This window comes from Saccharopolyspora griseoalba (assembly GCF_042665275.1).
Lineage (GTDB): Bacteria > Actinomycetota > Actinomycetes > Mycobacteriales > Pseudonocardiaceae > Saccharopolyspora > Saccharopolyspora griseoalba.
This window is the reverse complement of record NZ_JBHTCJ010000007.1, coordinates 149874-176868: the sequence shown is the minus strand read 5'-3', so window position 1 is coordinate 176868 and position 26995 is coordinate 149874. Positions and strand designations below refer to the sequence as shown.

The window sequence follows — 26995 nt, the reverse complement described above, 5'->3', positions numbered from 1 at the left end:
TTCACCGGGCCGGGCGACGGGAACACCATCGGTACGTGCCGAGGCGTGGGGCATGGCCTCGGCCGGCCGCGGAGGACCGTCGTGGAATCAGCCGATCTGAGGAGGCGGCTGCTGCGCCTGTGGCGCGGGGCCGTGCGCACCTGGGACGTGTGCGTGGAAGCCGAGGAGCGCAGGCAGTTGCAGCTGCGCCCCTGGGAGGAGTCGTACCTGCACTGGTCGTGGCGGGATGGCCGCTGGGTCCTGCACGGCCAGTACCCGCCGCCCGACGGCGTCTGGCGCTACGGCTCGACCCGGTGGGGCTGGTGCCAGCACGCCGACGACGAGTAGCGCGCCCGCTGCGCCATCGGGTGGATTCGCCTTGTCGGGACCGGTTCGGCGCAGCAGACTGCCCGATCATGGCCAGAACAACGCGTTTCGCCGTTCTCTCGCTTCTGCCCGCCTTGGCCGCCGTCGTCGGCCTCGTGCTCCCCGCTTCCGCCGCGCGGGACATCGATCCCCGCCCCAGCAACGCCGAGCTGACCCGCCAGCTGTTCGACCTGCAGCTGCGCAGCCGCGGCGCCGTGCGGGTGAGCCCGATCGGCGAGTCCAACCGGGGACGGCCGGTGTGGAGCGCGCGGGTCGGGCACGGCCCGCTGCGGGTCCTCTACGTCACCCAGCAGCACGGCGACGAGCCGCTGAGCACGCCCGCCGCCGTGGAGTTCCTGCGCGACGTGGGCGTGGGCAACACCCCCGAGCAGCGCGAGCTGCGCGAGCGGCTGACCGTGGACGTCGTGGTGCGCGCCAACCCGGACGGGCACGAGCAGAACTGGCGCTACAACTACGACCCGGAGGCGAATCCGGAGTACGGCGAGGCCGGCAAGGGCTACGACATCAACCGCTACCACGACCCGGCGCTCGCCCCGGAGGACAACCCGGCGACCGAAGCGGGCCTGATCCAGCGGCACCACGCGGATTTCCGGCCGGAGATCACCGTCGACTACCACATGCAGGGCCGCTACGTCGGCGAGGACGGCCGGGAGATCACCGCCTCGCTGATGTGGCCGACGATCTCCGGTGTGGCGCAGGAGGACCTCGACCTGGCCAAGCAGACCGCGGTCGCCGCGCAGCGCGCGATGGACGAAGGCGGTGCGAACGTCTCGCAGTACCCCGGCGGGGACTACCAGGGCATCGCGCGCAACGCCTACGGCCTGCGCGGTTCGGGCAGCGTGCTCGTCGAGCTCAGCGACATCCCCGGTCAGGAGCAGTTCCAGATCCGGTCGGCGCTGACGGCGATGCACGCGATCGCCCGGACCGCGGCCGACGGCTCGCTGCAGGAGATCGACCCGGCCGAGGCCGAGGCGATCCCGCCCCGCGGTGAGCCCATCACCGGCTGATCCGCCTCGGGCGAGGCGTTCCCGGGCGAACCGCGCTCGGGAACGCCCGGCCTCAGCGAGCGGCCCGCAGCGGCGGCCGCACGGCGCCTCCCAGGGGCGCGTCGCGGTCGGGCAGGAACGCCGCGATGGCCAGGGCGACGAGCGCGGCGGTGCAGGCGATGCCCATGATCACCTGGAATCCCCCGTGCGAGGGCACGGCCCGGCCCGCGAAGGAGATGGTCAGCTGGGCCAGCACCGCCCCGGAGACCGCGCTGGAGGTCGAGGTCCCGACCGAGCGCATCAGCGTGTTGAGGCTGTTGGCCGCGGCGGTTTCCGAGCGCGGCACGGCGGACATGATCAGCGCGGGCATCGCGCCGTAGGACAGCCCGATCCCGGCGCCGATGACGCAGGAGACCAGCACCAGCTGCCAGATCGCCGAGAGCAGCACGACCCCGAGGCCGTACCCGGCGGCCACCACGACCGCGCCGACCATCAGGGTCACCTTGGGCCCCCTGGTCTTCGAGATCCGCGCCGAGACCGGCGACATCGCCATCATCACCAACCCGGACGGCGCCATCACCAGGCCGACGACCAGCAGCGACCTCCCCAGGCCGTAGCCGGTGGCGGTGGGCAGCTGCAGCACCTGCGGGAACACCAGCGACTGGGCGAACATGGCGAACCCGAACATCACCGAGGCGATGTTGGTCAGCAGCACCTGCCGGCGCACCGTGGTGCGCAGGTCCACCAGCGGGTGCTCGACGCGCAGCTCCCAGCGGGCCCACGCACCGAGCACCACCACCGCGATGATCACCAGGCCCAGCGTGGTCGCGCTGCCCCAGCCCCAATCGGCGCCCTTGGAGACCACCAGCAGCAGGCTCAGCAGCCCGATCGACAACCCGACCGCGCCGACGGGGTCGAAGCGCCCGCCGGAGCGCACCGCCGATTCCGGTACGAGCACCAGCACCAGCAGCGTGGTCAGCGCCCCCATCCCGGCCGATGCCCAGAACAGCACGTGCCAGTCGGTGCGCTCGGCCAGGAACGCCGCGGCGGGCAGGCCGAGCGCGCCGCCGACGCCCAGCGAGGCGCTCATCAGCGCGGTGGCCCCGGGCAGCCGCTCGGCGGGGACCTCGTCGCGCATGATGCTGATGCCCAATGCGATCACCCCGGCGGCCAGGCCCTGCAGCACGCGACCGACCACCAGCAGCGGGAGCGCGCCGCTCAGCGCGCAGACCGCCGAGCCAGCCACCAGCGAACCGGTGCAGATCAGCAGCATCCGCCGCTTGCCGAACATGTCGCCGAGCCGCCCCATCACCGGCGTGGCCACCGCACCGGCCAGCAGCGTGGCGGTGACCGCCCACGCGGTGTCCGACGCGGAGGCGCCGAGCGCCCTCGGCAGCATCGGCACCAGCGGGATCACCACGGTCTGGGTCAACGAGACGGTGATGCCCGCGAAGGCCAGCACCACCACGACGAGGCTCGCCGACCGCACCGGTTGCTCGGCCGCGTCGGGTGTTGCGCTCACGGGACCTCCTCGAACGAGCAGTTGCCGCGCGCAACTTTAAATCACCTGACTGATAGCTGGCGCTCCGGGAGTCCCGAGCCGTCACTCTCGTTACTCCGTCTAATGGTTTAACGTCCGGCGGGTGACCTCCGCCCCGACCACCCGGACCCGCCTCCCGAACCGCTGGCTGATGCTCGCGGTCTCGATGTTCGCGCAGCTGGCCGCGACGGTGTTCATCAACTCCGCGCCCGCGCTGATCCCGAACCTGCACTTCGAGCGCGGTCTCCCGCTCTCCCAGGCCGGGCTGATCGCCGCCGCTCCCCTGGCGGGCACGCTCTGCACGCTGATCATCTGGGGCGCGATCGTCGATCGGGTCGGCGAGCGGCGATCGCTGATCATCGGGCTGAGCATGCTCGCGCTGAGCGCCGCGGCCGCCGCGACCTCCGGCTCGCTGGTGCTGCTGGCGGTCTTCCTGCTCCTCGGCGGAGCGGCCGGGGCCAGCACCAACTCCGCCAGCGGGCGCGTGGTCTCGGGCTGGTTCCCGCCGGAGCGACGCGGAATCGCGATGGGCATCCGGCAGGCCGCGCAGCCGCTGGGCGTCGGCGCGACCGCCGTGCTCGTGCCCAACCTGGTCGAGGCGCGCGGGCTGCTGATCACGCTGTTGACCGTGGCCGGCATCTGCGCGGTGGCCACCGCGCTGGTGGCAGCGCTGATCGTGGACCCACCACGACCGCCCCGGGTCGAGGCGCGGCGGGACGGCCGCTCCGCCAACCCCTACCGGGGCGACCGGCGGCTGGTGCGCATCCACGGCGTGTCGATCGCGCTGACCGTGCCGCAGCAGACCGCCTGGACCTACATGCTCGTGTGGCTGATCGCCGAGCAGCACTGGAGCACCGCGGCGGCCAGCGGGCTGGTCGGAGGTTCGCAGGTGTGCAGCGCGCTGGCGCGGGTGGGCGCGGGCGCGTGGTCGGACCGGATCGGCAGCAGGCTGCGCCCCATCCGCTGCATCGCCTTCGGCTCGGCCGCGGCGATGGGCGGGCTCGCGCTGCTGGCCGGCACTCCGCTGGCGGTGACGCTCATGGTCGTGGCCTCGATCGTGGCCGTGGCGCACAACGGCCTCGCCTTCACCGCGGTCGCCGAGATCGCCGGGCCGCACTGGAGCGGTCGCGCCATGGGCACCCAGAACACCGGCCAGTTCATCACCGCCACCTCGGTGCCCCCGCTGATGGGCGCCCTGATCGCGGCCGCGGGATACCCGGCCGCCTTCGCCCTCGCGGGCGCCTTCGCGCTGCTCGCGGCCCCCATCGTTCCGATCCCCCGGCACCGCGCCGAGCCGGACGGCAGCTCCGCCTAGCACCACGCGGCGTCCCGCTCGGCCCGGTGAGCGCGTTCCCCTCGCAGCGGGTGAACAACCGGGCGAGACCGGAGCCCTCGTCCGGGAACCGATCCCAGCACCGCGGATCGGCGCCGGTCCGCGGCGCTGAGGCCCGGCGCCGCTGGGACCAGCCGTCCTAGCCTCGCCCAGCGCCCAAGGTCCGCATCGCGACGGCGCCGATGAACGGCCCAGGGGCCAGCAGCAGGAAGGCGAACTGCCAACCCACGCCCGCGGCCACCACCGGAACCAGCTGGATGCTCAGCACGGTCAGCCCGAAGCCGATCGCGGTCTGCGCGGTCAGCGCGGTGCCGATGTAGCGGCTGTCGGCGACCTCGCTCAGCGCGGTGGAGAACACCCCCGAATCGGCGATGACCGAGGCGCCCCAGATCACGCAGAAGGCGATCAGCAGCGCGGGTCCGGCGTCGAAGGCCAGCGGCGAGAGCGCGCAGCACGCACCGCTGATCACCAGGGCGGTCACCGCGGCGGGCGAGCGGCCGTAGCGATCGGCGCCCCAGCCGCCGAGCAGGCAGCCGATGGCACCGGCGATGCCGATGGTGGTGAACACGACGATCCCGGTCGAAGCGGGCAGCCGCTCGCCCGCCGGGGTGGCCAGCAGGAACGTCGGGATCCAGGTCCACAGCGCGTAGAGCTCCCACATGTGCCCGAAGTAGCCGAGGTTGGCCAGCCGAGGCCCGCGCTCGGCGAACATGGTCAGCGCGTAGCGGGCGTTGCGCGCCGGTGCGCCCGCCGCCAGGTGCGGGCCGGGGCGCACCAGGGAGAGGGCGACCAGCGCGCCGAGCAGCCCGATGCAGGCCGCGGTGACCAGGACCTCCCTCCACGGCAGCGAGCCCAGCCCGCCGATGAGGTGCGGCAGCGTGGAGCCCAGCGTCAGCGCGGCGATCAGCACGCCCATGGCCAAGCCCCGGCCGCGGCTCTCCGACCAGGAGGCCATCAGCTTCATGCCCACCGGGTAGACCCCGGCCAGGCACACACCGGTGAGGAAGCGCAGCGGGATCGCGGCGGCCATGCCGTCGACGAACCCGGCCAGCAGCAGCGTCCACCCGGCGGCCAGCGCGGCGCTGGCCGCCAGCAGCAGGTGCGGCCGGATCCGGTCGGCGAGGTTGAGCGCGGCCGAGGTGATCGCCCCGGTGACGAACCCGAGCTGCACCGAGCCGGTCAGCCACACCGCCGCGGCGGAGCTGATCCCCCACTCCTCGCGGAGCGTGGGCACCACCGCGGACACCGAGAACCACACCGCCAGACCGAACACCTGCACCAGGGCGATCGCCGCCCGCTGAACCTGAGATCGCACCCGCCCAGTCTCCCCGACCCCTCCACCCGAAATCACTCCCAACCCACTCCCCGAATCACCTCCCAATCCGTCCCCCGAATCACCTCCCAATCGGGGTGGGGAATCCGAGGATTTTCCGGGTGGGTGGTGGGCGGGTTCGCACGGGGTGGGTGCGTTGACCTCGGGTGGGTGGGGTGGTTTCGTCAGGTCCGACAGCTTCACGGGAGGTTTGCGTTGGACAAGGACGTCATCGTTGCCGCGCTCGGCGACGAGTGGGACGCGATCGCGCGACTGCTGGAGTCGCTCTCCGAGCTGGAGTGGGAGCGCGACACGCCGCTGCCCGGGTGGCGGGTGCGCGACGTGGTCGCCCACCTGATCGGCACCGAGCTGCTGCTCGACGGCCAGGACGTGCCCGAGACCAGCACCGACGTGCACGCGCTGCCGCACGTGCGCAACGAGATCGGCGCGCGCAACGAGAAGTTCGTCGAGCACTTCCGGGCGCAGCGGATCGACGAGGTGCTGGCGCGCTTCCGCGAGATCACCGCCAAGCGGCTGGCCGCGCTGCGCGCGATGTCCCAGGAGGACTTCGACGCCCCGTCCTGGACCCCGGCCGGCGAGGCCACCTACACGCGCTTCATGCGCATCCGCGCCTTCGACAACTGGATGCACGAGCAGGACGTCCGCGACGCCGTGGGGCTGCCGGGGACCGAGAGCGGACCCGCCGCGGCGCTGTCGGTCGACGAGATCTCGGCGGCGCTGGGCTACCTGGTCGGCAAGAAGAGCGGCGCGCCCGACGGCAGCTCGGTGACCTTCGACCTCGGCGGCGAGCGCACCCTGCACGTCGCGGTGAACGGACGCGCGTCGCTGGTCGAGCGGCTGCCCGGCGAGCCCACCGTGCGAATCCGCCTGCCGCTGGGGGTTTTCACCCGGCTGGCCGGCGGCCGGGTCGATCCCGCGGCGGTGCGGTCCTCGGTCGAGCTCGACGGCGACGCCGAGCTCGGCGAGCGAGTCGTGAACAACCTGGCCTTCACGATCTAGGCGCTGCTCGAGAACCCGACCGGAGCTCGGCGTCCGCGGGTCCCGCCACCCGCACCGCCGAGCAGAGCGGCCCTCCGAACCGCTCTCGGGCAGCCGACCGCGCTAGTCCAGGTGGAAGACCTCTTCGATGGGCCGCATCGCTTCGTCCGGAGCGGCGCCGGGTTCGACGAAGAGGTCTCCCATCTCCGCCTGCCAGCGCGCGTTGACCTCCTTCTCCGCCATCGCCGCGCGGCAGGCGTCGAAGTCCTCGCACTCGAGGTAGCCCACGAGCGTGCCATCGGGCCGCAGGAACAGCGAGTAGTTGCGCCAGCCCGCGTCCTGCAGCGCTCGGCGCATCTCCGGCCAGACATCGGCGTGCCTGGCCTTGTACTCCTCGATCCGGTCGGGCTTCACGTGCAGGATGAAGCAGATTCGCCGCATCTCTCGCCTCACTTCGCGGTCTCGGCCCGCCCCGGTCGCGTTCGGGCCTTCCGGCTGCTCGCGCTGGGCGCAGTTCGGTTCGACGTGTTGAAACGTTTAACGCCGCGAGCACGGTAGGCAGCATCGGCAACACCGTCAAGGGCCGGAAGGATTGACTGGCGACTCATCGACGCCCTACGCTTCGCAGCAACGGTTTAAACGTTTCAAACGTGCACCTGGAGCAACGATGCCCGATCGCAAGACCGTCAAGGACGCCCTGCGCGAGCAGTGGATCGAGACCCCCTCCTGGGCCTACGGCAACTCGGGAACCCGGTTCAAGACCTTCCTGCAGGACGGAATTCCGCGCGACCCCTTCGAGAAGCTCGACGACGCCGCGCAGGTGCACGCCCACACCGGCGTCGCGCCCAGCGTCGCGCTGCACATCCCGTGGGACCGCGTCGAGGACTACGGCGAGCTCGACCAGCACGCCCGATCGCTGGGACTGCGCATCGGGGCGATCAACCCGAACACCTTCCAGGAGCCCGAGTACAAGCTCGGCAGCATCTGCAACCCCGACCCGGCGGTGCGCGAGAAGGCCATCGGGCACCTGCTGGAGTGCGTCGACATCATGGACGCCACCGGCTCGGACATCCTGAGCCTGTGGTTCGCCGACGGGCTGAACTACCCCGGGCAGGACTCGCTGGCCGAGCGCCAGCAGCGGCTCTCCGAGGCGCTGCGCCGCGCCTACGACCGCCTCGGCGCCGATCAGCGGATGCTGCTGGAGTACAAGTTCTTCGAGCCCGCCTTCTACGCCACCGACGTGCCGGACTGGGGCACCTCCTACGCGCACTGCGTCGACCTGGGCGAGAAGGCGCAGGTGCTGGTCGACACCGGCCACCACGCGCCGGGAACCAACATCGAGTTCATCGTGGCGTTCCTGTTCGCGCGCGGGAAGCTCGGCGGGTTCCACTTCAACAGCCGCTTCTACGCCGACGACGACCTGATGGTGGGCGCGGCCGACCCCTTCCAGCTGTTCCGGATCATGCACGAGATCGTCTCGGCCGGCGCGCTGGACGCCTCGGCGAACATCGCGTTCATGCTCGACCAGTGCCACAACCTGGAGCCGAAGATCCCGGCGCTGATCCGCTCGGTGCTCAACGTCCAGGAGGCCACCGCCAAGGCGCTGCTGGTCGACTCGGAAGCGCTGGCCGCCGCCCAGCGCGAGGGCGACGTGCTCACCGCCAACGCGGTGCTGATGGACGCCTACAACACCGACGTGCGGCCGCTGCTGGCCGAGCTGCGCGAGGACATGGGCATCGACCCCGACCCGATCGCGGCCTACCACCGCTCCGGCTACGCCGAGAAGATCATCGAGGCCCGCAAGGACGGAACCCCGGCCGGCTGGGGCTGATCCGGCATCCGACGCACGACCGACGACCACCTCGTGATGGAGAGGACTGACATGACGCACGCCGAGGTCGAGGCGCTGTTGGCGCGTTCGCACGAACTGGGTGCCGACCCGCGGAACACCAACTACGCCGGGGGGAACGCCTCGGCCAAGGCCGACGAGACCGACCCGGTCACCGGCTCGCCGGTCCCGCTGATGTGGGTGAAGGGTTCCGGCGGGGACCTGGGCACGCTCACCGAGGACGGGCTGGCGGTGCTGCGCATCGACCGGCTGCGCTCGCTGGTCGACGTCTACCCCGGCGTCGACTGCGAGGACGAGATGGTCGCCGCGTTCGACTACTGCCTGCACGGCAAGGGCGGCGCGGCACCGTCGATCGACACCGCGATGCACGGCCTGGTCGACGCCGCGCACATCGACCACCTGCACCCGGACGCCGGCATCGCGCTGGCCACCGCCGCCGATGGCGAGAAGCTCACCGAGGAGTGCTTCGGCGACCAGGTGGCCTGGGTGCCGTGGCGGCGTCCCGGGTTCCAGCTCGGGCTGGACATCGCGGCGATCAAGGAGCGCAACCCGCAGGCCATCGGGGTGATCCTCGGCGGGCACGGCATCACCGCCTGGGGCGCGACCAGCGAGGAGTGCCAGGCCAACTCGCTGCACATCATCCGCACCGCCGAGGAGTTCCTCGCCGAGCGCGGCGCGGCCGAGCCCTTCGGCCCGGTCGTCGAGGGCTTCCAGCCGCTGCCCGAGCAGCGGCGGCGCGACCGGGCCGCCGAGCTGGCACCGGTGATCCGCGGTTTGGCCTCCACCGACCGCCCCCAGGTCGGGCACTTCGACGACGCCCCGGAGGTGCTGGAGTTCCTCTCCCGCAGCGAGCACCCGCGGCTGGCCGCGCTGGGCACCTCCTGCCCGGACCACTTCCTGCGCACCAAGGTGCGGCCGCTGGTGCTGGACCTGCCGCCCGACGCCGCGCTCGACGAGGTGGTGGCGCGGCTCAACGAGCTGCACGAGTCCTACCGCGCCGACTACCGGGCCTACTACGAGCGCTACGCCACCGCCGACTCCCCGGCGATGCGCGGCGCGGACCCGGCGATCGTGCTGGTGCCCGGCATCGGCATGTTCTCCTTCGGCAAGGACAAGCAGACCGCGCGGGTGGCCGCCGAGTTCTACCGCAACGCCATCAACGTGATGCGCGGCGCGGAAGCCGTGTCGACCTACCAGCCCATCGACGAGTCGGAGAAGTTCCGCATCGAGTACTGGGCGCTGGAGGAGGCCAAGCTGCAGCGGATGCCCGAGCCGAAGCCGCTGGCCACCCGGGTGGCGCTGGTGACCGGTGCCGCCTCGGGCATCGGCAAGGCCACCGCGAAGCGGCTCTCGGCCGAGGGGGCGTGCGTGGTGCTCGCCGACCTCGACGCCGACAACGCCCAGGAGCTGGCCGACGAGCTCGGCGGTCCGGACAAGGCGGTGGCCGCGCAGGTCGACGTCACCGACGAGGAGCAGGTCGCCGCGGCGATGCGCACCGCCGCGCTGGCCTTCGGCGGCGTGGACCTGGTGGTCAACAACGCGGGCCTGTCGATCTCCAAGCCGCTGCTGGAGACCAGCGTGCGGGACTGGGACCTGCAGCACGACGTGATGGCGCGCGGGTCGTTCCTGATCTCGCGCGAAGCCGCCCGGGTGATGATCGCCCAGCGCATGGGCGGTGACGTCGTCTACATCGCCAGCAAGAACTCGGTGTTCGCAGGTCCGAACAACGTCGCCTACGGCGCCACCAAGGCCGACCAGGCGCACCAGGTGCGGCTGCTGGCCGCCGAGCTCGGCGAGCACGGCATCCGGGTCAACGGCGTCAACCCCGACGGCGTGGTGCGCGGCTCCGGGATCTTCGCCGGTGGATGGGGCGCCCAGCGGGCGAAGGTCTACGGCGTGGAGGAGGAGAAGCTCGGCGAGTTCTACGCCCAGCGCACCCTGCTCAAGCGCGAGGTGCTGCCCGAGCACGTGGCCAACGCGGTCTTCGCGCTCTGCGGCGGGGATCTGACCCACACCACGGGCCTGCACGTGCCGGTCGACGCCGGCGTGGCCGCGGCGTTCCTGCGCTGAGGAGGCCGGAGATGTCGTTTGCCGCGGTGGACCTCGGCGCGTCCAGCGGGCGCGTGGTGCTCGGGCACATCGCCGACGGGCGGCTGCGGACCGAGGAGGTCCACCGCTTCGACAACGGCCCGGTCCGGCTGCCGGACGGGTTGCACTGGGACGCGGTCGGGTTGTTCCGGGAGGTCCTGACCGGGCTGCGGCTGGCCGCGCCGCGCGCGCCGGTGTCGATCGGGATCGACTCCTGGGCGGTGGACTACGGCCTGCTCGACGCGGCCGGCGGGCTGCTGGGCGAGCCGTTCTGCTACCGGGACTCGCGCACCGACGAGGTGTCCCGGGAGGTCGTCGGCTCGCTCGGCGCGGACCAGCTGTTCGAGCGAAACGGCCTGCAGTTCCTGCCGTTCAACACGATCTTCCAGCTCGCCGCGGCGGCCCGGGGCGCGCAGCTGGCCGCGGCCGAGTCGTTGCTGCTGGTGCCGGACCTGATGGGCTACTGGTTGACCGGGCGTCGGGGCGCGGAGCTGACCAACGCCTCCACGACCGGTCTGCTGGACGCGCGCACCCACGAGTGGTGCCCCGAGCTGGCGCGGGCGGTCGGGGTGGATCCGGGGCTGCTGCCCGCGCTGCGCAGGCCCGGTGAGGAGGTCGGGCCGCTGCTGCCGCACGTGGCCGAGGACACCGGGTTGTCCGGCGCCTCGGTGGTGGCGGTGGGTTCGCACGACACCGCCTCGGCGGTGGTCGGCGTGCCCGCGCAGCGGCCGAACTTCGCCTACGTGTGCACCGGCACGTGGTCGCTGGCCGGGTTGGAGCTCCCCGGGCCCGTGCTCGGCGAGCCCGCGCGGCGCGCGAACTTCACCAACGAGCTCGGCGTGGACGGCACGGTCCGGTTCCTGCGCAACATCATGGGGCTGTGGCTGCTGCAGGAAAGCCTGCGCACCTGGGGGCTTTCCACCGCGGAGCTGCCGGGACTGCTGGCCGAGGCCGCCGCGGCGCAGCCGCTGGTCTCGCTGGTCGACGCCGAGGACACCCGATTCCTGCCGCCCGGGGACATGCCGGGGCGCATCGCCGAGGCGTGCCGGGAGACCGGCCAACCGGTGCCGGAAACCCGCGGCGCGGTGGTGCGCTGCGTCCTGGAGAGCCTCGCGCTGGCGCACCGCAGGGCGATCCGGCAGGCCGCCGAGCTCTCCGGGCAGGACGTCGAGGTCGTGCACCTGGTCGGCGGCGGTGCCCGCAACGAGCTGCTCTGCCAGCTCACCGCCGATGCCCTGGGCGTCCCGGTGGTGGCGGGCCCCGTGGAGGCCACCGCTCTGGGCAACCTCCTGGTCCAGGCGCGGGCGGCGGGCCAGCTCTCCGACCTCGACCACGCGCGCCGGGTCGTGGCCGATTCCCACGACCTCGCGCACTACTCCCCCTCCGGCGACCGAACGCCGTGGGACGAGGCGGAACGCCGGTTGCACCGGTGAGATCGCGCGGTTCGGCCCGAGCCGGTGCTCGGGCCGAACCGGCGTCCAACCGAGCCCGGCCGCCGAGCTCGCCGGACCGGGGCTCGGCTGCTCCAGGTGTGCGACCGGAGCTGGCACCGCTGCGGACTCGAACGCACGGCGCCGCGCGAGTGGCGGGCATCCAGGCGCTCGGGGAGCTACCAGCACCGCTCAGCGATGCAGCGCCTGAGCAGTTCTAGGCTGGTGGCGTGACCTGGGACCCGAACGCTCCCGGTGTGCTGCGGCTGCCCTCCGGGCGAGCGGTGCGCGGCCGCGGCCTGCGCCGCCCGCCGCCGCCCGGCCCGCCACCGGCGTTCGCGCTGCACCTGCTGGGCCGGAAACCTCCGCCGGTGGACTGGGAAAGCCGCTGGGTGCGTTGGCCGGACTTCCGACTGCCCGCTGATCGAGCCGCGGCCGCCGCGGCCCTCCGGGAAGCCTTCGAGCGCGCCGAGACCGAGCGCGTCGAGATCGCCTGCCGGGGAGGGCTCGGGCGCACCGGAACGGCGCTGGCCTGCCTAGCGGTGCTCGACGGGCTCGACGCCGACGAGGCGGTGCGCTTCGTGCGCGAGCGGTACCACCACCGCGCCGTCGAAACGCCCTGGCAGCGCCGATACGTCCGCGCCTTCGGGGACCGCTGGGGGCGGTAGCGGAAGCGCGGCGCCGGCTCCGTCGCCGCAACACCGCGTCATCCGCGCGCACCCGGTGCGGGCTCCGCGTCCGATCGGCCGCCGAAGGCCCGCACGAGACCGCGCAGCCTGGCCTCGCCCTCGGCCAGCGCGGGGTCGTCTCCGCGCGCGGTGAGGATGCTCAGCAGCCCGGCGTGATCCGCGGCGACCGCGGCGAGCGCTTCGGCCACGCGCGCGCTCGCCTCGCCGTCGGGGGACTCGGCCACCGCGTCCAACCGCGCCTCCACCGCCATCCGGTAGCGGCGCTGGACATCGCGCAGGAACTGCTCGACGTCGCCGTACTCGGCCTCTATCGCGGCTTTGCGCTGCGACAACGCCTCGGGGCCGCCGCGCAGGCATTCGGCCGCGACCTCGTGGACCAACCGGTATCGCGCACGGGTGCGCTGCCATCCTGACACGCGACATCACCTACTCCGCGATGGTCACATACTCCGTGTATGTGGCTAGACTCAGCGTATGTCCAGTGTCAAGTCGCGCCGCGAGATGTACGCCGACGCCACCAGGGCGGCGATCCTGCAGGCCGCCACGGAGCTGTTCGCCGAGCGCGGTTACCGGGGCGCGTCCCTGGAGGACGTCGCAGCGCAGGCGAACGTGACCCGCGGGGCCGTCTACCACCACTTCAGCGGCAAGCAGGCCCTCTTCGAGGAGGTGGTCGAGACCGTCGAGGAGGAGGCCATGCAGGAGGTCCTGGCCGCCGCCGACGCCTCGGACCCCTGGGACGCCGGCCTGCAGGCCGTGGCCGCCTACCTGGACAAGTGCTGCGAACCGCAGTACGGCAGGCTGGTCTGGATCGAGGGCCCGGCCGCGCTGGGCTGGCAGAAGTGGCGCGAGTGCGAGGAGAAGTACGCCTACGACGTCACCCAGCGCTTCATCGCCCGGCTCGTCGAGGCCGGGTACCTCTCCGCGGAGAGCTCGCTGCGCACGACCAGCCAGTTCGTCTTCTGGATGCTCGGCGGCGCGGGACTGCGGCTGGCCGAGACGCCGGAGGAGGACAAGCCGCGGCTGCGCGACGAGTGGGCGGCGCTGATGCTCGAAGCGCTGTCGGCGCTGCGGGTGGACTAGCGCTGCACCGCGAAACCGCGCCGCCCCCACGCGCGCTCGGCGAAGCGCGGACGGAGGGCCCGGCGCGTACCGCCGGACGGCGCAGCGGAGGTCGAAATCCGCTTCGTCGAACGGCGCAACCCGCTCCGATGTCGTCCTCGCGACGACCGGACCTCAACGCCGGTTCTCCGGTGCGTCACCCGGCATCCATAGGGTCGACGGGCATTTCTCCCGAATCGCCCGCACATCGCCGCCGCGGCGGGGACGCGCGGGCACTGCCGAGAGGTGGAGCATGTCCGACAACCCCATCAAGCCCTCCCGCCGCCAGGTGCTGCTGGCCGGCACCGCCGCCATCGGCGCCGCGGCCGTCGGCGGCACGGGCCTGGCCCAGGCCGCCGGAGCCGGTCGCGGCGTCATCCGGGCTCCCTTCCAGCTGGGCGTGGCTTCGGGTGACCCGCTGCCCGACGGCGTGGTGCTGTGGACCCGATTAGCCCCCGAGCCGCTGACCGAGGACGGGTTCGGCGGGATGCCCGACCGCATCGTGCCGGTGCAGTGGCAGGTCGCCACCGACGAGAAGTTCACCGACGTGGTCGCCGAGGGCACCGAGCAGACCACCCGCGAGTCCGCGGCACTCGGTGCACGTCGAGGTCTCCGGACTGCGCCCCGGCGCGGACTACTTCTACCGGTTCCGGGTCGACGGCGAGATCAGCCCGGCCGGGCGCACCCGGACCGCGCCCGCCCCCGGATCGCGACTGGACCGCTTCGCCTTCGCGTTCGCCAGCTGCCAGCACTACGCCTCCGGGCACTACACCGCCTACCAGCACATGGCCGAGGAGGACCTCGATCTGGTCGCGTTCTTGGGCGACTACATCTACGAGAGCGGCGCTTCCGGTTCGATCGGGCGGGCGCACGTGCCGGCGCGCGAGATCACCGACCTCGCCGACTACCGCACCCGGCTCGGCCAGTACAAGTCCGACGAGCACCTGCAGGCCGCGCACGCGGCGTTCCCGTGGGCCGTGGTCTTCGACGACCACGAGGTGGAGAACAACTGGGCGGGCGACATCTCGCAGCCCGACACCGAGCCCGACCAGGACCCCGAGGTCTTCCGGCGGCGCCGCGCCCAGGCCTTCCAGGCCTACTGGGAGCACATGCCGCTGCGCCGCGCGCAGCGCCCGGACGGGCCGGACATCCGCATCCACCGACGGCTGACCTTCGGCGATCTGGTCGACGTGCACCTGCTCGACACCCGCCAGTACCGGGACGACCAGGAGGTCCCGTCCGAGGAGGTCCAGAACCCCGACCGCACGATGCTCGGCGCCGGGCAGCGCGACTGGTTGCTGGGCAACCTCGCAGGCACCACGGCGCGCTGGAACGTGCTGGCCCAGCAGGTGTTCTTCAGCAAGCGCGACTTCGCCGCCGGCGACGCGGAATCGGTCAGCAACGACGCCTGGGACAACTACCCGGCGGAGCGCGACCTGGTGCGCGATCGGCTCGGGTCGGTGTCGAACCCCGTGGTGGTCACCGGGGACGTGCACGCCAACTACGCCGCGGAGATCAAGGCCGACTTCGACCGCCCGGACTCCGAGACCGTCGGCGTCGAGCTGGTCGGCACCTCGATCGCCTCCGGCGGCGACGGACGCGAGCAGAACCCGAACGACTCGATCCAGCTCGAGGAGAACCCGCACATCAAGTTCATCAACCGGCAGCGGGGCTACGTCCGCAACACCATCACCCCGAGCGAGTGGACCGCCGACTACCGGGTGCTGGAGTACGTCACCGAACCCGGCTCGCCCATCAGCACCCGCAAGACCTACACCGTCGCCGAGGGCAAACCCGGCCTCACCGACTGACCAACCCCGAATCACCTCCCAATCCGCACCCCGAATCACCTCCCAATCGGGGTGGTGAATCCGAGGGTTTTCGGGGTGCGGAGCGGGATGGGTGATCGGTGGGTTCGGTCGTGGTCGACGGTCTTCGTCCGTGGCCGCACGCCGGTAGGCGCGGTCGTTGTCGGCAGGCGCGGTCGTGGTGGGTTCTTCGGTCGATTGCGGGTGGGTCAGCTGATGGCGTTCTCCGCTTGCTTGCGGAACTCCTGGGCCGCTCGCTCCGGCGACATCCGGTCGAACAGGACCGCTTCGTTGATCTGCACCAGGATGTCCTGGACCTCCGGGGAGCCCGGCGGCGGCAGCTTCGGCGGCGGGGCCAGCTGCGGGGTGATCTCGTCGAGGAACTTCCTGGCCTGCTGATCGGCGGGCGAGAGCTGCGGGACGACGTGCTCGCGCACCTCGGTGTTGATCGGCAGGCCCCGGTCGCTGAGCTGGATCTCGGCCGGACGCGGGTTGTTCACCATCCAGTCGATGAACTTCGCCGCTTCCTCCGGGTGCTCGGTCTTCGACGAGGCGGTCCAGAACATGCTCGGCTTGAGGTACATCCCCGGCCGCTCCGACTCGCCCGGGAACCGCAGGAGCTGGAGCTCCCGGCCGGACAGCTCGGCCACGGTCGGCAGCTGGTTGGTCCACCACAGGCCCATCCCGCCGGTGCGGGTCGCCGCCAGCGACTGGTCGACGTTGCCCGACTGCACCTCGATGCTGCGCGAGGGCGGCGGTTCGGCGCCGCTGTCCCTGGCGTCGACGATCATCTGGAACCAGTCGCGCAGGGTCTCGTCCGAGACCCCGAGCTTGCCCTCCGCGCCGTAGAGCGATTCGCCGCGCTGGCGGGCGAAGACCTGGATGCCGGCGTCGACGAAGCCGATGTCCTGCAGCCCGTAGGTCCCCTCGGGGGTGTTGCGGGAGATCTGCGCGGCGGTGTCGATGAACTGCTGCCAGGTCCAGCTGCTGTCGTCGGGCATCGGGACACCGGCCTGCTCGAAGATGGCCGGATCGGCGACCACCGAGTAGGCGTTGATGCCGGTGGGGATCGCGTAGGTCTTGCCCTCGACCTCGCCGGTGCCGAGCACCGACTCGTCCAGCGCGGCCGGATCGAGGACGTCGGGCATGTACTCGTCGAGCTCCAGCAGCGCGCCCCGCTCGGCGTACTCGCGCAGGTAATCGGCGTCGTGCTGGACGATGTCGGGCATGTCGCCGGCCGCGGTGTTGGTGGCCAGCCGGTCCCAGTAGTCGTTCCAGCCGGTGAACTCCGGCTGGATGTCGATGTTCGGGTGGGCCTTCTCGAACTCGGCGATGATCTCCTGCGTCATCCGGTGGCGGGTGTCGCTGCCCCACCACAGGACGCGCAGCGAGACCTTCCCGCCGTCGTCGCCGGAAGCACCGCAGCCGGTGGCCAGCAGCACGAGCGCGGTGGCCAGCGCTCCGACCTTGCGCAACGGCCTTCTTCGGGAGGGTGGTGCGGAATTCGACTCGGGCGTGACGGGCAACGAACTCACCTCGTTGTGATGTCGTTGGGACCAGGCGAAAGCGCGTCGAGCTGATGTTGCGGTAAGCGCTTTCTAGCTGTCCGAAACGCCGAGTGTCAAGCAGTCCGTCCAGCTCGCGGAGCACGATCGAAATCACCCGCGCGGACCGCGCGGAGCCGTTTTGATCATACGTATTCAGACCCGCGCTCCCGATTCAGAACTCGCGAAATCCGCTGCGGTACCATTCGTATGCAGCCGGCGAAGGAGGAAGCGTTGATCACCAGTCGGGACGTCGCGCGGCTCGCCGGGGTTTCGCAGCCGACCGTTTCCCGGGCGCTGCGGGGCGATCAGCGCGTTTCGGAGGATACCCGGCAGAAGGTGCGCCGCGCGGCCGAAGCGCTCAACTACGTGCCCAGCGAGACCGGGCGGAGCCTGTCCACCCGGATGACCAAGCGCATCGGCGTGGTCGTCACCGACCTCACCAACCCGTTCTACCCGCACCTCATCGGCCCGGTGCACGACGAGCTGGAGGCCCACGGCTACCGGATGATGCTGTTCACCGAGCGCGACGAGACCGCGGTGACCAGCCAGCGCCTGCTGGACCGCTCGATCGACGGCGTCGTGCTGGCCACCGCCACCGTGAACTCCCGGCTGCCGGAGGAGCTGCGCAGCCGGGAGCTCCCGTTCGTGTTCCTCAACCGCGAAGGCGGCGGCCAGTCCGGTGACGCCGCGGTGGTCGACAACGAGCTCGGCGGGCGCCTGGTCGCCCAGGAGCTGGCGCGGCTCGGGCACCGCGAGGTCGCCTGCATCGGCGGGCCGCCGGAGACCACCACCGGGCGCGACCGGGAGATGGGCTTCCGGCTGGGGCTGTCCGAGGCCGGGATCGCGCTTCCGGAGAGCTCGGTGCGGCGCGGCCCGTTCGACTTCGACACCGGGCACCGCCTGCTCGAAGAGGTGCTGGAATCCCGCCCCACAGCCGTGTTCTGCGGCAACGACGTGATCGCCATCGGGGCGCTCAACGCCGCGCTGCGCCTCGGCGCGCGGATCCCCGAGGACCTGACGCTGGTCGGGTTCGACGACATCCCGATGGCCTCCTGGGCGGCGTTCGACCTCACCACCGTGCACTACGACCTGTCCGCCCTGGCCCAGGCCGCGGCCCGGCTCCTGGTCGAGCGCATCGAGTCCGACGAGGAGTCGGGCCCGCGCCGGACCCGCTTCGAGCCCGAGCTCGTCCTGCGCAGCACGCACGGACCTCCGCCGCGCTGAACCTCCCGAACGTCCCCGCGCGAGGTGCGCGCGGGGACGTCGAATTCGGGAGGTGCCCGGCTATCCGGCGAGCGAGCGCAGGGTCCCCATCAGGACGTGCGTCAGGTTGTAGAGCACCATCCCCGGCGGGGCCTTCTCGGCTTGCTCGACCGAACCGACGATGGTCATCATCGGGTGCCCGCCCCGCTCGGCGGCGCGCACCGCGCCGTCGATCTGCGCGGCCACCTCCGGATCGCCCGGACCGCTGCGCCCCATCGCAACCGACAGGTCCGCGGGTCCGATCAGCGCGCTGTCCACACCGGGCACCGCGAGGATCTCCCCCGCCGCCGCGCACGCCCGCGGGGTCTCCAGCATGGGGATCACCATCGTGGTGCGGCGCGCCGCGTCGAGGTGCTCGTCGATGCCGCGGCCGAAGCGACCCGCGCGGCTGTAGGTGGCGAAACCGCGCTCGCCCAGCGGCGGGTAGTGCGCGGCGGCGACGACCTCGCGGGCCCGCTCGGCGGTGTCGACGTGCGGCACGATCACCCCCTGCGCGCCGAGGTCGAGCACCCGCAGGATCAGCGCCGGCTCGCGCTCGCCGACCCGCACCAGCACCGGGATGCCGCAGGCGTCGGCGGCCTGGAGGTGCTGCTGCAGCGCGATCAGGTCCGCGGGGCCGTGCTCGCAGTCCAGGACCGCGTAGTCCAGCCCGGCCACCGCGGCCATCTCCAGCAGCGTCTCCGAGGGCATCCGCAGCAGCCCGCCGAGAAGCCGCTCCCCGGAGCGCAGTCGTTCCTTGAGGGTCATCGCGCCACCATCCCCGCCGAGAGGTCGATGTCGGCCCCGCAAAGCCCGGACATGCCCAGCATCCGCACCAGGGCCTCGCCGACCTCCTGCTCGGTGACCATCCGCCCGAGCAGGGCCTTGGACACGAACGCCCGCTCGGCTTCGGCCTCGGTGATGCCCGAGCGCTCGGCCTCCAGCCGGAAGTTGCGATCCATGCGCGGCCCGGCCACCGGGCCGGGGGACAGCGAGTTCACCGCGACGCCGAGCGGTCCGACCTCCCCGGCCAGGGTGGTGGTCAGGCCGATGACGGCCATCTTCGAGGCGGTGTAGGGCGTGCGGTTGAGCAGCGGGCGCTTGCCGGACACCGAGGCCACGTTGACCACGTCGCCGAAGCCGCGCTCGGTCATCCCGGGCAGGAACTCGCGGCACACCAGGTAGACCCCGCGCACGTTGGTGTCGAAGACCTCGTCCCACTCCGCGGGATCGACCTCCACCAGCGGCCGCACCGGCCCGGCGATCCCGGCGTTGTTGACCAGGATCGACACCTCCTCGCCGACCAGCTCCCCGGCGAGCGCGCGCACCGAGCCGGGATCGGCGACGTCGCAGACCGCGGCGCGGCCCGGCCCGGGCAGGTCGGCGACCGTCTCCTCGACCTTGTCCTTCGTCCGTCCGGCGACCACGACCCTGGCCCCGGCGGCGGACAACGACCGGGACATCGCGCGCCCCAGGCCGTTGCCGCCGCCGGTCACCAGGGCCGTGCGGCCGGTGAGCTCTCCGCTCATGCTCCTCCTCCAGAAGTCGCTCGCGCGGGCAGGTTCCCGCGCAGCAGCGCGCCGACCACGGCCGGGCGCTCGACGGGCAGCAGGTGGCCGGCCCCGGCGAGCACGTGCGGCTCGCCGCCACCGGCGGACCTGGCGATGTCGCGGTGGAACTCCGGCGGGCACAGCGCGTCCCGGTCCCCGCAGAGCACCTGCACCGGCGCGGGCAGCGCGGCGATCGCGTCGAAGGCCCCGACGCGGGTCGCCTGCGCGGCCAGCTGCGCGCGGAAGACCTCCGGGCCGATCCGGTCGGCCATCGCCAGGAATCGCTCGCGCCGCGCCCGCGGGGGCGACGGGTCGGCGAACATCGCGGGCAGGATCCGCTCGGCGACGACTTCGGCGAACTGCCCGGCCCGAGTCCGCTCCGCCAGCTCGGTCCACCCGGCCAGCTGCTCCGGGCGCGGCGGGCCCGCGTTGGTCGACAGGGCGTGCAGCGAGCGCAACCGCTGCGGGGCCCGGCGCGCCACCTCGAACCCGACGATGGCGCCCAGGCTCAGCCCGATCAGGCTGAACTCGCCGTCCACCGAGGACAGCACCTGCTCGGCCATGCCGCCGACGCTGTCGGCGGTGATCGCGGCGTGCACCACCGGGCCCGGCAGCCCCTCGACCAGATCCGACCACAGGTCGGCATCGCAGAGCATGCCGGGAACCAGCACGATCACCTGCCCACCGGCCGCGGGATCAGGTGGTGCGGGGCGAGGTAGCCGTTGTGGTCGACGCCGACGCCCGCGTCCGCGGCGGCCTTGGTGACCTCGTCGTCCCATTCCAGGCGCACCCGCCCATCGCCGCTGTTGATCACCAGCAGGTTCGCGGTGTCCCCGGAGACGTTGCGGACGCTGCGCCAGGCGTTGCGCGGGATCGAGACCATGTCGTCCGGGCCGAGCCGCACCGAGGCCTCGTCGTGCCGGTTGACGGTGACCTCCCACTCGCCGTCCTTGACCATGAGCACCTGGGTCTCGGCGTGCCGGTGGGCGAGCATGCCCTCGCCGGGGTCGGCGCGCAGCCAGGCGATGTTGTGCCCGTGCGGGTTGTAGATCCGCGGCTCCTGCATCCGGTCCTCGGTCATGCCGAAGCCGATGACCAGCGCGAGCTCGGCGCGCCCGCCGGGCAGGACGGCCCCGAGCAAGCCCCGGTCGGACCACTCCAGGTCCTCGGGCTTGGCGATGCGGCGGCGCATCTTCTCCACCGGGAAGGCCGGCAGCGCCTCGACGTCCTCCTGCGCCATGGGGCGCTTGAGCTCGACGTCCTCCGGCGGCTCGTCGCCGGCGACGGTGTCGACCAGCCGGTTGTCCTCGGTGAGGAACAGCCCGTGCCCCCCGGCCTCGCGCAGCACGCTCGGGCCCCAGATGATGCCGCCGGTGTCGTCGTGGCCGAGGCAGGTGAACAACCAGCCGTCGTCCGGGCCGATGTTGGTGAAGCCGCGGAAGATCCAGGTCGGGATCGAGGCGATGTCGCCCTCCCGGAGCACCAGCTCGCCCTCCTGCCCGTCGGCTCCCCAGCGCAGCAGGAACTCCCCGCGGAAGCACAGGAACACCTCGGCGGTGTAGTGGAGGTGCAGGTTGTTGGTGATGCCGTTGGGCATCGCGGCGGCGCCGATGTTGTAGCCGTGCGCTTCGCGCAGGTTGACGACCTGGTTGGCGCTCTGGGTCACGCCCGGCCCGATCATGGAGTAGTTCTCCTTGCGATCGGAACCGGGCGTGCGGCAGTCGATGAACGCCTGGTTGCACGACACGAAATCGCCGCGCCGGATCGTTCGGCGCTCCAGCTCCTCGCGGGTCACCTGGACCGAGGACATCCGCACTCCCTCAAGTCGTGAATACGTATGTAACGATAGAAACGCCTGCGGTCGAACGCTGTCAAGAGTTCGGAGCAACCGCTTTCGCGTTCCGCCGGCGGATGCCTAGGCTGCGCCCGTGACGCTCAACCAACTGCGCGCGTTCGCGCTGGCGCACCGGCTCGGCACCTTCACCGCCGTGGCCGCCGAGCTGGACATGGCCCAGCCCTCGGTCTCCGAGCTGGTCCGGCGGCTCGAGGAGGAGCTGGGCACCGAGCTGTTCGTGCGCGGCAGCCGGAAGCTGTCCCTCTCGGCCGCGGGGCAGGAGCTGCTCCCGCACGCCGAGCAGGCGCTGGCGGCCGCCGACCACGGCACCGCCGCGGTGCGCGCGCTGAACTCGCTGCGCGGCGGGACCGCCACCTTCGGACTGCTGCGCAACGCCGACTACTACCTGCTCTCGGACCTGGTGCGGCAGTTCCACGAGCGCTACCCCGACGTGCGGGTGCGCCTGGTGGGGCAGAACTCGGCCGAGACCGCAGCGGCGGTGCGCGAGGGCGACCTGGAGGCCGGGCTGGTCGTGCTGCCCATCGACGACGAGGGACTGGCGGTGTCCCCGCTGATCCAGGACGAGGTGCGCTACGTCAGCGCCGACCCGCGGCGCACTCGCGAGCCGGTCACGGTCGAGGACCTCACCACCGCGCCGCTGATCCTCTACGACGCGCGCTACGGGTGGAGCGATCCCACCCGCAGGCAGCTGTCCGAGCGGGCCCAGCTGGCGGGGGTGAGCCTCGACGCGCGGATCGAGGTCGAGCACGTCGAATCGGCGCTGCGCTTGGCCGCGGACGGCATCGGCGACACCATCGCCAGCCGAGCGGTCGTGCGCAGCCCGCGCTTCCCGCAGGAGCTGACCACCGCGCCGTTCGCCGCCCCGCTGCACGACACGATCGCGCTGATCCGCCGCCGGGACCGGCCGCTGTCCCCGGCGACCACCGAGCTCGTCCGTCTCGCCGAGAACGCCCTCCTCACCACCGGGCGCGGGAGCGCCGAACCGCTCGTCTCGTCGGAAGTCCCGGAGCGCGGGGCACTCCGGGACTTCCGGTGAACGGAGGAATCGGCACGCGCCGGGTGGCGCTGGAGCGTCAGTCCTGCGGCGGCAGGCCGGTGGCGAGGTCGACCCGGTTGGTCTCGGTCATCCACCTGGTGACGACCACCAGCGAGATCAGCGCCGCGGTGGCCAGGAACGCCCAGACCGCGTAGATCGTGCCGGTGGTGCTCACCAGCAGCGTGGACACGAACGGCGTGATGCCGGCGAACACCGCGAACGAGCAGTTGTAGGCCACGCCGCCCGCGCTGAACCGGGTCCGAGTCGCGAACATCTCCGAGACGCAGACCGTCACGATGCCGGTCACGAAGAACTCCGGGATCACGTAGATCAGCTGCGCGATCACCGCCCCGGTGAAGGTGCCCCACTGCGCCACCGCGAAGGCCACCGGCACCAGCACGATCGCCGAGGCGTAGCCGGTGATCAGCATCGGACGCCGCCCGATGCGGTCGGAGAGCGCACCGGCCAGCGGCAGCAGCGGGATGATCGCCGCGACCGAGATCGCGTTGGACCCGAGCGCTTCGGCGCGGGAGAGCCCGACGTTCGAGCTGAGGTACTCCGGCAAGTAGGTGACCCAGGTGTAGGACAGGATCGCCAGGGTGATCGACGCACCGCAGAACACGAGCATCGAGCGCCACTGCGACTTGAACGCCTCGGTCAGCGGCGCCTTGACGACCTCCGAGCCCTCGTTGGTGGCCCGCTGGAACTCCGGGGTCTCCCCGACCCGGGTGCGCACCCACAGGCCGACCAGGGACAGCGGCAGCGCGAGCAGGAACGGGATGCGCCAGCCGTAGCTCTGCAGCGCGGCCGGCTCGAACAGCGTGGCGGTCAGCGCGGAAATGCCCGCGCCGCCCAGGATCCCGAAGAACACGCTCATCGACACGAACGAGGTCCGGTAGGCGCGGCGCCGCGGCTCCGCCCACTCCACCACGAAGGCGATCGCGCCGACGTACTCCCCGCCGGAGATCAGGCTCTGCGTGCAGCGCAGCAACAGCAGCAGGATCGGCGCGAGCAGCCCGACCTGCTGGTAGGTGGGCAGCAGCCCGATCAGCGCGGTGCCCACGCCCATCATCAGGATCGTCCAGAGCAGGACCGTGCGGCGGCCCCACCGGTCGCCCCAGCGCCCCAGGATCATCCCGCCGAGCGGTCGGATGATGGTGCCGATCGCCAGGATCGCGTAGGTGGACAGCACGGCCACGACCGGATCCTGCGAGGGGAAGAACACCGGCGCCATCACCGGCGCCAGGTATCCGTAGATGCCGAAGTCGAACTGCTCGACGAAGTTGCCGATCACGCCCGCCGTGACGGCTCTGCGCATCGGTGTCTGCGGTGGCGCCTGCTCTCTGGACGCCGCGGCTGTGCTGGTCAAGGGCTGCTCCGAAGTCCGGGCGGACGCGGTGGTCCGCGATGCGCTGCTGGAGGGATTACCGGGCGAGTCCGGCGGACCGGCCGCGCACCGCGTCGGCGTCGCCGGGGAACCGCATCGCTTCCAGGGCCCGCGGGGTGCCGGGCCGATGCGGCAAGAGAGTTGCAGCGGGCCGAACCGGGTGTCAACCCCGCTCTGCATACGGATGAAATCACGATTCGGGTGGATCGTGCTCGACCACCTCGTTCCGTGCATACGCATGAGCGATTCGGCCGGGATAGCGTTTCCCTGTGCTTCGCACAAGGATGTGCACCCTTGTCCTTGTGCTCGCGACCGGCTTAGCTTCCGGTCATGCGATTCACCCCGCGGTTGCTCGGCACGTTGTCCGGGCGCTACACCCACCTCAAACCACCCGGCTCGGACGCCCCCGCCGCGCAGCAGGATCCGCGCGTGGTCGAACGGGTCTCGGAGATGCTGGGCGAGATCGAGCGCGACGGGTACGACGCCGTGCTGCGCTTCGCCCGCGAGCTCGACGGATGGCAGGAACGCGACGTCGAGCTCAGCACCGCGGACATCCGCGCCGCCGGCGATGCCCTCACCCCCGAGCACCGGGCGGCGCTGGAGCTCGGCGCCGAGCGCACCCGCCAGTTCGCCGAGCTGCAGCGCGCCGGGCTGCAGGACGCCGAGATCGAGCTCGCCGCCGGGCTGACCACCGGATATCGCTACGTTCCCGTGCAGCGGGTGGGCGCCTACCTGCCCGCCGGGAAGTTCCCGCTGACCGCGGGCGCGTTCATGACCGTCGGGGTCGCCAAGGCCGCCGGCGTGGACACCGCGGTCGCCTGCCTGCCGCCCGGCAGGAGCGGCCCGGACCCCGCGGTGCTGTACTCGGCCCACCTGTCCGGAGTCGACCGGGTCTTCGTGCTCGGCGGCGTGCAGGCGCTGGCCGGGATGGCCTTCGGGCTGCTCGGCGAGGATCCGGTGGACATGATCGTCGGCGCGGGCAACGCCTACGTCGCCGAGGCCAAGCGCCAGCTGTTCGGCCGCGTGGCCATCGACCTGCTGGCCGGCCCCTCGGAGGTCGCGGTGCTGGCCGACGAGACCGCCGACGCCGAACTGGTGGCCGCCGACCTGCTCGGCCAGGCCGAGCACGGGGTCAACTCCCCCGCCGCGCTGGTCACCACCTCCCGGGAGCTCGGCGAGGCGGTCGTCGCGCAGGTCGACGCGCAGCTGGCGAACCTCAAGACCAACGACATCGCCGGCCCGGCCTGGCGCGACTTCGGCAGCGTCACCTGGGCCCAGGACGCGGAGACCGCGATCGCGCTGATGGACGACCTCGCGCCCGAGCACCTCGAGGTGATCACCGCCGACGACGAGCACTACCACTCGGCGCTGCGCAACTACGGTTCGATCTTCCTCGGCCGGTGGAGCACGGTGGCCTACTCGGACAAGGGCATGGCGGGCACCAACCACGTGCTGCCCACCGCGGGCGGGGCCCGGCACAGCGCGGGACTGTCGGTCTCGCGCTTCCTCAAACCGCTGACCTACCAGCGGGTCTCCGAGCAGGCCACGCCGCTGCTGGCCGAAGCCGTGGAGACCATCTCCGACTACGAAGGCATGGCGGCCCACGAGGCCACCGCGACCCTGCGACTGCGACGCCACGGAGGAGCACGTTGAACGAGATCTCCACCCAGCCCGCCGGTTCCCCGGGCGGAACGATGACCTCCGGCAAGCGGACCATGCCGCAGGACTTCTCGATCGCGGTGCGCCCCGGTGCGGGCGCGACGCTGGCCGGGGCGCGTTACGGCGGCGAGCGCAGGCAGTCGATGGAGGGGTTCGAGGACGCCTACACCGACATCGTCGACTACATCGTCCGGATCACCCACCGCATCTGGGAGGACCAGGACGTCGGCTACATCTACGACACCTACGCGCAGGGCTGCCGGCTCTACGACGACAGCGGCGTCAAGTTCGGCGTGGAACGGCTGGTCGACGGCACGATGCAGAGCATCAACGCGCTGCCGGACTGCAGGCACTACGCCGACGACGTGATCTGGGCCGGCACCGACGCCGAAGGCTTCGCCACCTCGCACCGCGCGATCAACATCGGCCACCACACCGGCCCGTGGCGCTGGGGCCCGCCCACCGGGCGCAAGCTGGAGACCTGGGTGATCGCCAACTGCGTGGTCTGGCAGAACGAGATCTACGAGGAGTGGGTCCTCTACAACACCGCGGCCAAGCTGCAGCAGCTCGGCATCGACGTCGCCGAGGCCGCGCGCACCTACGCGCGCGAGGGCGGCGTGACCCCGATCGGCGAGCGGCCGTCCTCCGAGGCGTTGCGCCTCGCCGGCGGGCGCAAGCCGATCTCCCTCCCGGAACCGGACAACGCGGACGGTTTCGACGTCGAGGGCACGGTGCGGGCGCTGTTCCACAACACCTACAACCGGCGCGACCTGAGCACCATCGACCGGATCTACGCCGAGAACGTCCGCTGGCACGGCACGACCAACCGCACCGGCTACGGGCGCTCGGACGTGCGCGCGATGGCCCGCGGCCTGCTGGCCACCTTCCCGGACCTGGGCGTGCAGGTCGACGAGGTGTACTGGATGGGCAACGACGCCGAGGGCTACAGCATCTCGGCTCGCTGGTCGGGCATCGGCACCCATCGCGGGCACGGGCTCTACGGCAAGCCCACCGGCAAGCGCGCGCACCTCTGGGGCATCTCGCAGCTCTACGTCGTCGACGGCCGGATCGTCGAGGAGTGGTCGTTGTTCAACGAGTTCGACGTCATCGCCCAGCTGGTCAGCGAGGACAACCCGCCGGACCTGGCCTGACCGGACTCGCGCGAGGAGGCCGGCCGCACGGCTCGCGGCGGGCCTCCTCGCTCAGCGGAAGATCGCGCGC

At 72.0% G+C, this 26995-nt stretch carries 23 protein-coding genes and 1 pseudogene; 14 read left to right on the top strand and 10 right to left on the bottom strand.

The annotated features are described in order from the left end of the window. The first annotated feature begins 81 nt into the window (after positions 1 to 81). Both ACFQRI_RS15490 and ACFQRI_RS15485 read left to right on the top strand, forming a co-directional pair. Complete coding sequence (locus ACFQRI_RS15490; protein ID WP_380669058.1) at positions 82 to 327, top strand: hypothetical protein; 246 nt, start codon at positions 82 to 84, stop codon at positions 325 to 327. Between the two features lie 68 nt (positions 328 to 395). Further along, complete coding sequence (locus ACFQRI_RS15485) at positions 396 to 1373, top strand: M14 family zinc carboxypeptidase (protein WP_380669056.1); 978 nt, start codon at positions 396 to 398, stop codon at positions 1371 to 1373. A 52-nt stretch (positions 1374 to 1425) separates the two neighbouring features. Here ACFQRI_RS15485 and ACFQRI_RS15480 read toward each other — a convergent pair whose 3' ends face one another. Further along, on the bottom strand, positions 1426 to 2874 hold the full coding sequence (locus ACFQRI_RS15480) for an MFS transporter (RefSeq protein WP_380669054.1): 1449 nt from the start codon (positions 2872 to 2874) through the stop codon (positions 1426 to 1428). 121 nt (positions 2875 to 2995) lie between these two features. On the opposite strand from ACFQRI_RS15480, the gene ACFQRI_RS15475 reads away from it, so the two are divergent. Next, positions 2996 to 4207 carry an MFS transporter gene (locus tag ACFQRI_RS15475; protein ID WP_380669052.1) on the top strand — a complete coding sequence of 404 codons (1212 nt, stop codon included), beginning with the start codon at positions 2996 to 2998 and terminating at the stop codon, positions 4205 to 4207. Between the two features lie 157 nt (positions 4208 to 4364). Here ACFQRI_RS15475 and ACFQRI_RS15470 read toward each other — a convergent pair whose 3' ends face one another. Next, positions 4365 to 5540, bottom strand: a complete 1176-nt coding sequence (locus ACFQRI_RS15470) for an MFS transporter (protein WP_380669050.1) — start codon at positions 5538 to 5540, stop codon at positions 4365 to 4367. A gap of 213 nt (positions 5541 to 5753) precedes the next feature. Between ACFQRI_RS15470 and ACFQRI_RS15465 the strand changes: the two genes are divergently transcribed. After that, a complete protein-coding gene (locus ACFQRI_RS15465) occupies positions 5754 to 6557 on the top strand; it encodes a maleylpyruvate isomerase family mycothiol-dependent enzyme (protein WP_380669048.1) in 804 nt (267 codons plus the stop codon). 102 nt (positions 6558 to 6659) lie between these two features. Here the strand turns inward: ACFQRI_RS15465 and ACFQRI_RS15460 are convergent, their stop codons facing one another. Then, on the bottom strand, positions 6660 to 6977 hold the full coding sequence (locus tag ACFQRI_RS15460; protein ID WP_380669046.1) for an L-rhamnose mutarotase: 318 nt from the start codon (positions 6975 to 6977) through the stop codon (positions 6660 to 6662). 226 nt (positions 6978 to 7203) lie between these two features. On the opposite strand from ACFQRI_RS15460, the gene rhaI reads away from it, so the two are divergent. The 4 genes from rhaI (at position 7204) to ACFQRI_RS15440 (ending at position 12571) form a co-directional block, all read left to right on the top strand. Further along, positions 7204 to 8367: an L-rhamnose isomerase gene (rhaI, locus tag ACFQRI_RS15455; RefSeq protein WP_380669044.1), complete on the top strand. Its 1164-nt coding sequence runs from the start codon at positions 7204 to 7206 to the stop codon at positions 8365 to 8367. 36 nt (positions 8368 to 8403) lie between these two features. Then, positions 8404 to 10455: a bifunctional aldolase/short-chain dehydrogenase gene (locus ACFQRI_RS15450; RefSeq protein ID WP_380669042.1), complete on the top strand. Its 2052-nt coding sequence runs from the start codon at positions 8404 to 8406 to the stop codon at positions 10453 to 10455. Positions 10456 to 10466: 11 nt separating this feature from the next. Continuing rightward, positions 10467 to 11906: a rhamnulokinase gene (locus ACFQRI_RS15445; protein ID WP_380669040.1), complete on the top strand. Its 1440-nt coding sequence runs from the start codon at positions 10467 to 10469 to the stop codon at positions 11904 to 11906. Between the two features lie 227 nt (positions 11907 to 12133). After that, positions 12134 to 12571 (top strand): protein-tyrosine phosphatase family protein, encoded by a 438-nt coding sequence (locus tag ACFQRI_RS15440; protein ID WP_380669039.1) that lies wholly within the window; start codon positions 12134 to 12136, stop codon positions 12569 to 12571. 38 nt (positions 12572 to 12609) lie between these two features. Here the strand turns inward: ACFQRI_RS15440 and ACFQRI_RS15435 are convergent, their stop codons facing one another. Continuing rightward, positions 12610 to 13008: a hypothetical protein gene (locus tag ACFQRI_RS15435; protein ID WP_380669037.1), complete on the bottom strand. Its 399-nt coding sequence runs from the start codon at positions 13006 to 13008 to the stop codon at positions 12610 to 12612. A gap of 58 nt (positions 13009 to 13066) precedes the next feature. Between ACFQRI_RS15435 and ACFQRI_RS15430 the strand changes: the two genes are divergently transcribed. Beyond that, positions 13067 to 13672: a TetR/AcrR family transcriptional regulator gene (locus tag ACFQRI_RS15430; protein ID WP_380669034.1), complete on the top strand. Its 606-nt coding sequence runs from the start codon at positions 13067 to 13069 to the stop codon at positions 13670 to 13672. 271 nt (positions 13673 to 13943) lie between these two features. Continuing rightward, positions 13944 to 15501: pseudogene (locus ACFQRI_RS15425) on the top strand (alkaline phosphatase D family protein). 206 nt (positions 15502 to 15707) lie between these two features. Here ACFQRI_RS15425 and ACFQRI_RS15420 read toward each other — a convergent pair. Beyond that, positions 15708 to 16973, bottom strand: coding sequence for an ABC transporter substrate-binding protein (locus ACFQRI_RS15420; protein WP_380669032.1), 1266 nt, complete (start codon positions 16971 to 16973; stop codon positions 15708 to 15710). 303 nt (positions 16974 to 17276) lie between these two features. Between ACFQRI_RS15420 and ACFQRI_RS15415 the strand changes: the two genes are divergently transcribed. Further along, a complete protein-coding gene (locus ACFQRI_RS15415; RefSeq protein WP_380669030.1) occupies positions 17277 to 18269 on the top strand; it encodes a LacI family DNA-binding transcriptional regulator in 993 nt (330 codons plus the stop codon). 60 nt (positions 18270 to 18329) lie between these two features. Here ACFQRI_RS15415 and ACFQRI_RS15410 read toward each other — a convergent pair whose 3' ends face one another. The 4 genes from ACFQRI_RS15410 to ACFQRI_RS15395 are packed head-to-tail and all read right to left on the bottom strand — an operon-like array spanning position 18330 to position 21647. Continuing rightward, entirely contained in the window at positions 18330 to 19055 is a 726-nt protein-coding gene (locus tag ACFQRI_RS15410; protein ID WP_380669028.1) for an HpcH/HpaI aldolase family protein, read from the bottom strand. Continuing rightward, a complete protein-coding gene (locus tag ACFQRI_RS15405) occupies positions 19052 to 19816 on the bottom strand; it encodes an SDR family NAD(P)-dependent oxidoreductase (protein WP_380669026.1) in 765 nt (254 codons plus the stop codon). The genes ACFQRI_RS15410 and ACFQRI_RS15405 overlap by 4 nt, the downstream gene beginning before the upstream one ends. Continuing rightward, on the bottom strand, positions 19813 to 20514 hold the full coding sequence (locus ACFQRI_RS15400; RefSeq protein ID WP_380669024.1) for an alpha/beta fold hydrolase: 702 nt from the start codon (positions 20512 to 20514) through the stop codon (positions 19813 to 19815). Before ACFQRI_RS15400 ends, ACFQRI_RS15405 begins: the two co-directional genes overlap by 4 nt. Next, positions 20511 to 21647 carry a cupin domain-containing protein gene (locus ACFQRI_RS15395; RefSeq protein WP_380669022.1) on the bottom strand — a complete coding sequence of 379 codons (1137 nt, stop codon included), beginning with the start codon at positions 21645 to 21647 and terminating at the stop codon, positions 20511 to 20513. The genes ACFQRI_RS15400 and ACFQRI_RS15395 overlap by 4 nt, the downstream gene beginning before the upstream one ends. Before the next feature lie 118 nt (positions 21648 to 21765). Between ACFQRI_RS15395 and ACFQRI_RS15390 the strand changes: the two genes are divergently transcribed. Beyond that, positions 21766 to 22728 carry a LysR family transcriptional regulator gene (locus tag ACFQRI_RS15390; protein ID WP_380669020.1) on the top strand — a complete coding sequence of 321 codons (963 nt, stop codon included), beginning with the start codon at positions 21766 to 21768 and terminating at the stop codon, positions 22726 to 22728. 37 nt (positions 22729 to 22765) lie between these two features. Here the strand turns inward: ACFQRI_RS15390 and ACFQRI_RS15385 are convergent, their stop codons facing one another. After that, on the bottom strand, positions 22766 to 24046 hold the full coding sequence (locus ACFQRI_RS15385; RefSeq protein ID WP_380669018.1) for an MFS transporter: 1281 nt from the start codon (positions 24044 to 24046) through the stop codon (positions 22766 to 22768). A 399-nt stretch (positions 24047 to 24445) separates the two neighbouring features. Between ACFQRI_RS15385 and hisD the strand changes: the two genes are divergently transcribed. Beyond that, positions 24446 to 25768, top strand: a complete 1323-nt coding sequence (gene hisD / locus ACFQRI_RS15380) for a histidinol dehydrogenase (protein WP_380669016.1) — start codon at positions 24446 to 24448, stop codon at positions 25766 to 25768. Beyond that, on the top strand, positions 25765 to 26925 hold the full coding sequence (locus ACFQRI_RS15375; protein WP_380669014.1) for an ester cyclase: 1161 nt from the start codon (positions 25765 to 25767) through the stop codon (positions 26923 to 26925). The genes hisD and ACFQRI_RS15375 overlap by 4 nt, the downstream gene beginning before the upstream one ends. Positions 26926 to 26995 lie beyond the last annotated feature (70 nt).

What these genes read in the sequence shown, in the direction of transcription:
- ACFQRI_RS15485 (WP_380669056.1), top strand. Translation starts at nt 396, where the DNA reads ATGGCCAGAACAACGCGTTTCGCCGTTCTCTCGCTTCTGCCCGCCTTG.
- ACFQRI_RS15460 (WP_380669046.1), bottom strand. Translation starts at nt 6,977, where the DNA reads ATGCGGCGAATCTGCTTCATCCTGCACGTGAAGCCCGACCGGATCGAG.
- rhaI (WP_380669044.1), top strand. Translation starts at nt 7,204, where the DNA reads ATGCCCGATCGCAAGACCGTCAAGGACGCCCTGCGCGAGCAGTGGATC.
- ACFQRI_RS15450 (WP_380669042.1), top strand. Translation starts at nt 8,404, where the DNA reads ATGGAGAGGACTGACATGACGCACGCCGAGGTCGAGGCGCTGTTGGCG.
- ACFQRI_RS15445 (WP_380669040.1), top strand. Translation starts at nt 10,467, where the DNA reads ATGTCGTTTGCCGCGGTGGACCTCGGCGCGTCCAGCGGGCGCGTGGTG.
- ACFQRI_RS15430 (WP_380669034.1), top strand. Translation starts at nt 13,067, where the DNA reads ATGTCCAGTGTCAAGTCGCGCCGCGAGATGTACGCCGACGCCACCAGG.
- ACFQRI_RS15410 (WP_380669028.1), bottom strand. Translation starts at nt 19,055, where the DNA reads ATGACCCTCAAGGAACGACTGCGCTCCGGGGAGCGGCTTCTCGGCGGG.
- ACFQRI_RS15405 (WP_380669026.1), bottom strand. Translation starts at nt 19,816, where the DNA reads ATGAGCGGAGAGCTCACCGGCCGCACGGCCCTGGTGACCGGCGGCGGC.
- ACFQRI_RS15395 (WP_380669022.1), bottom strand. Translation starts at nt 21,647, where the DNA reads ATGTCCTCGGTCCAGGTGACCCGCGAGGAGCTGGAGCGCCGAACGATC.
- ACFQRI_RS15385 (WP_380669018.1), bottom strand. Translation starts at nt 24,046, where the DNA reads ATGCGCAGAGCCGTCACGGCGGGCGTGATCGGCAACTTCGTCGAGCAG.
- hisD (WP_380669016.1), top strand. Translation starts at nt 24,446, where the DNA reads ATGCGATTCACCCCGCGGTTGCTCGGCACGTTGTCCGGGCGCTACACC.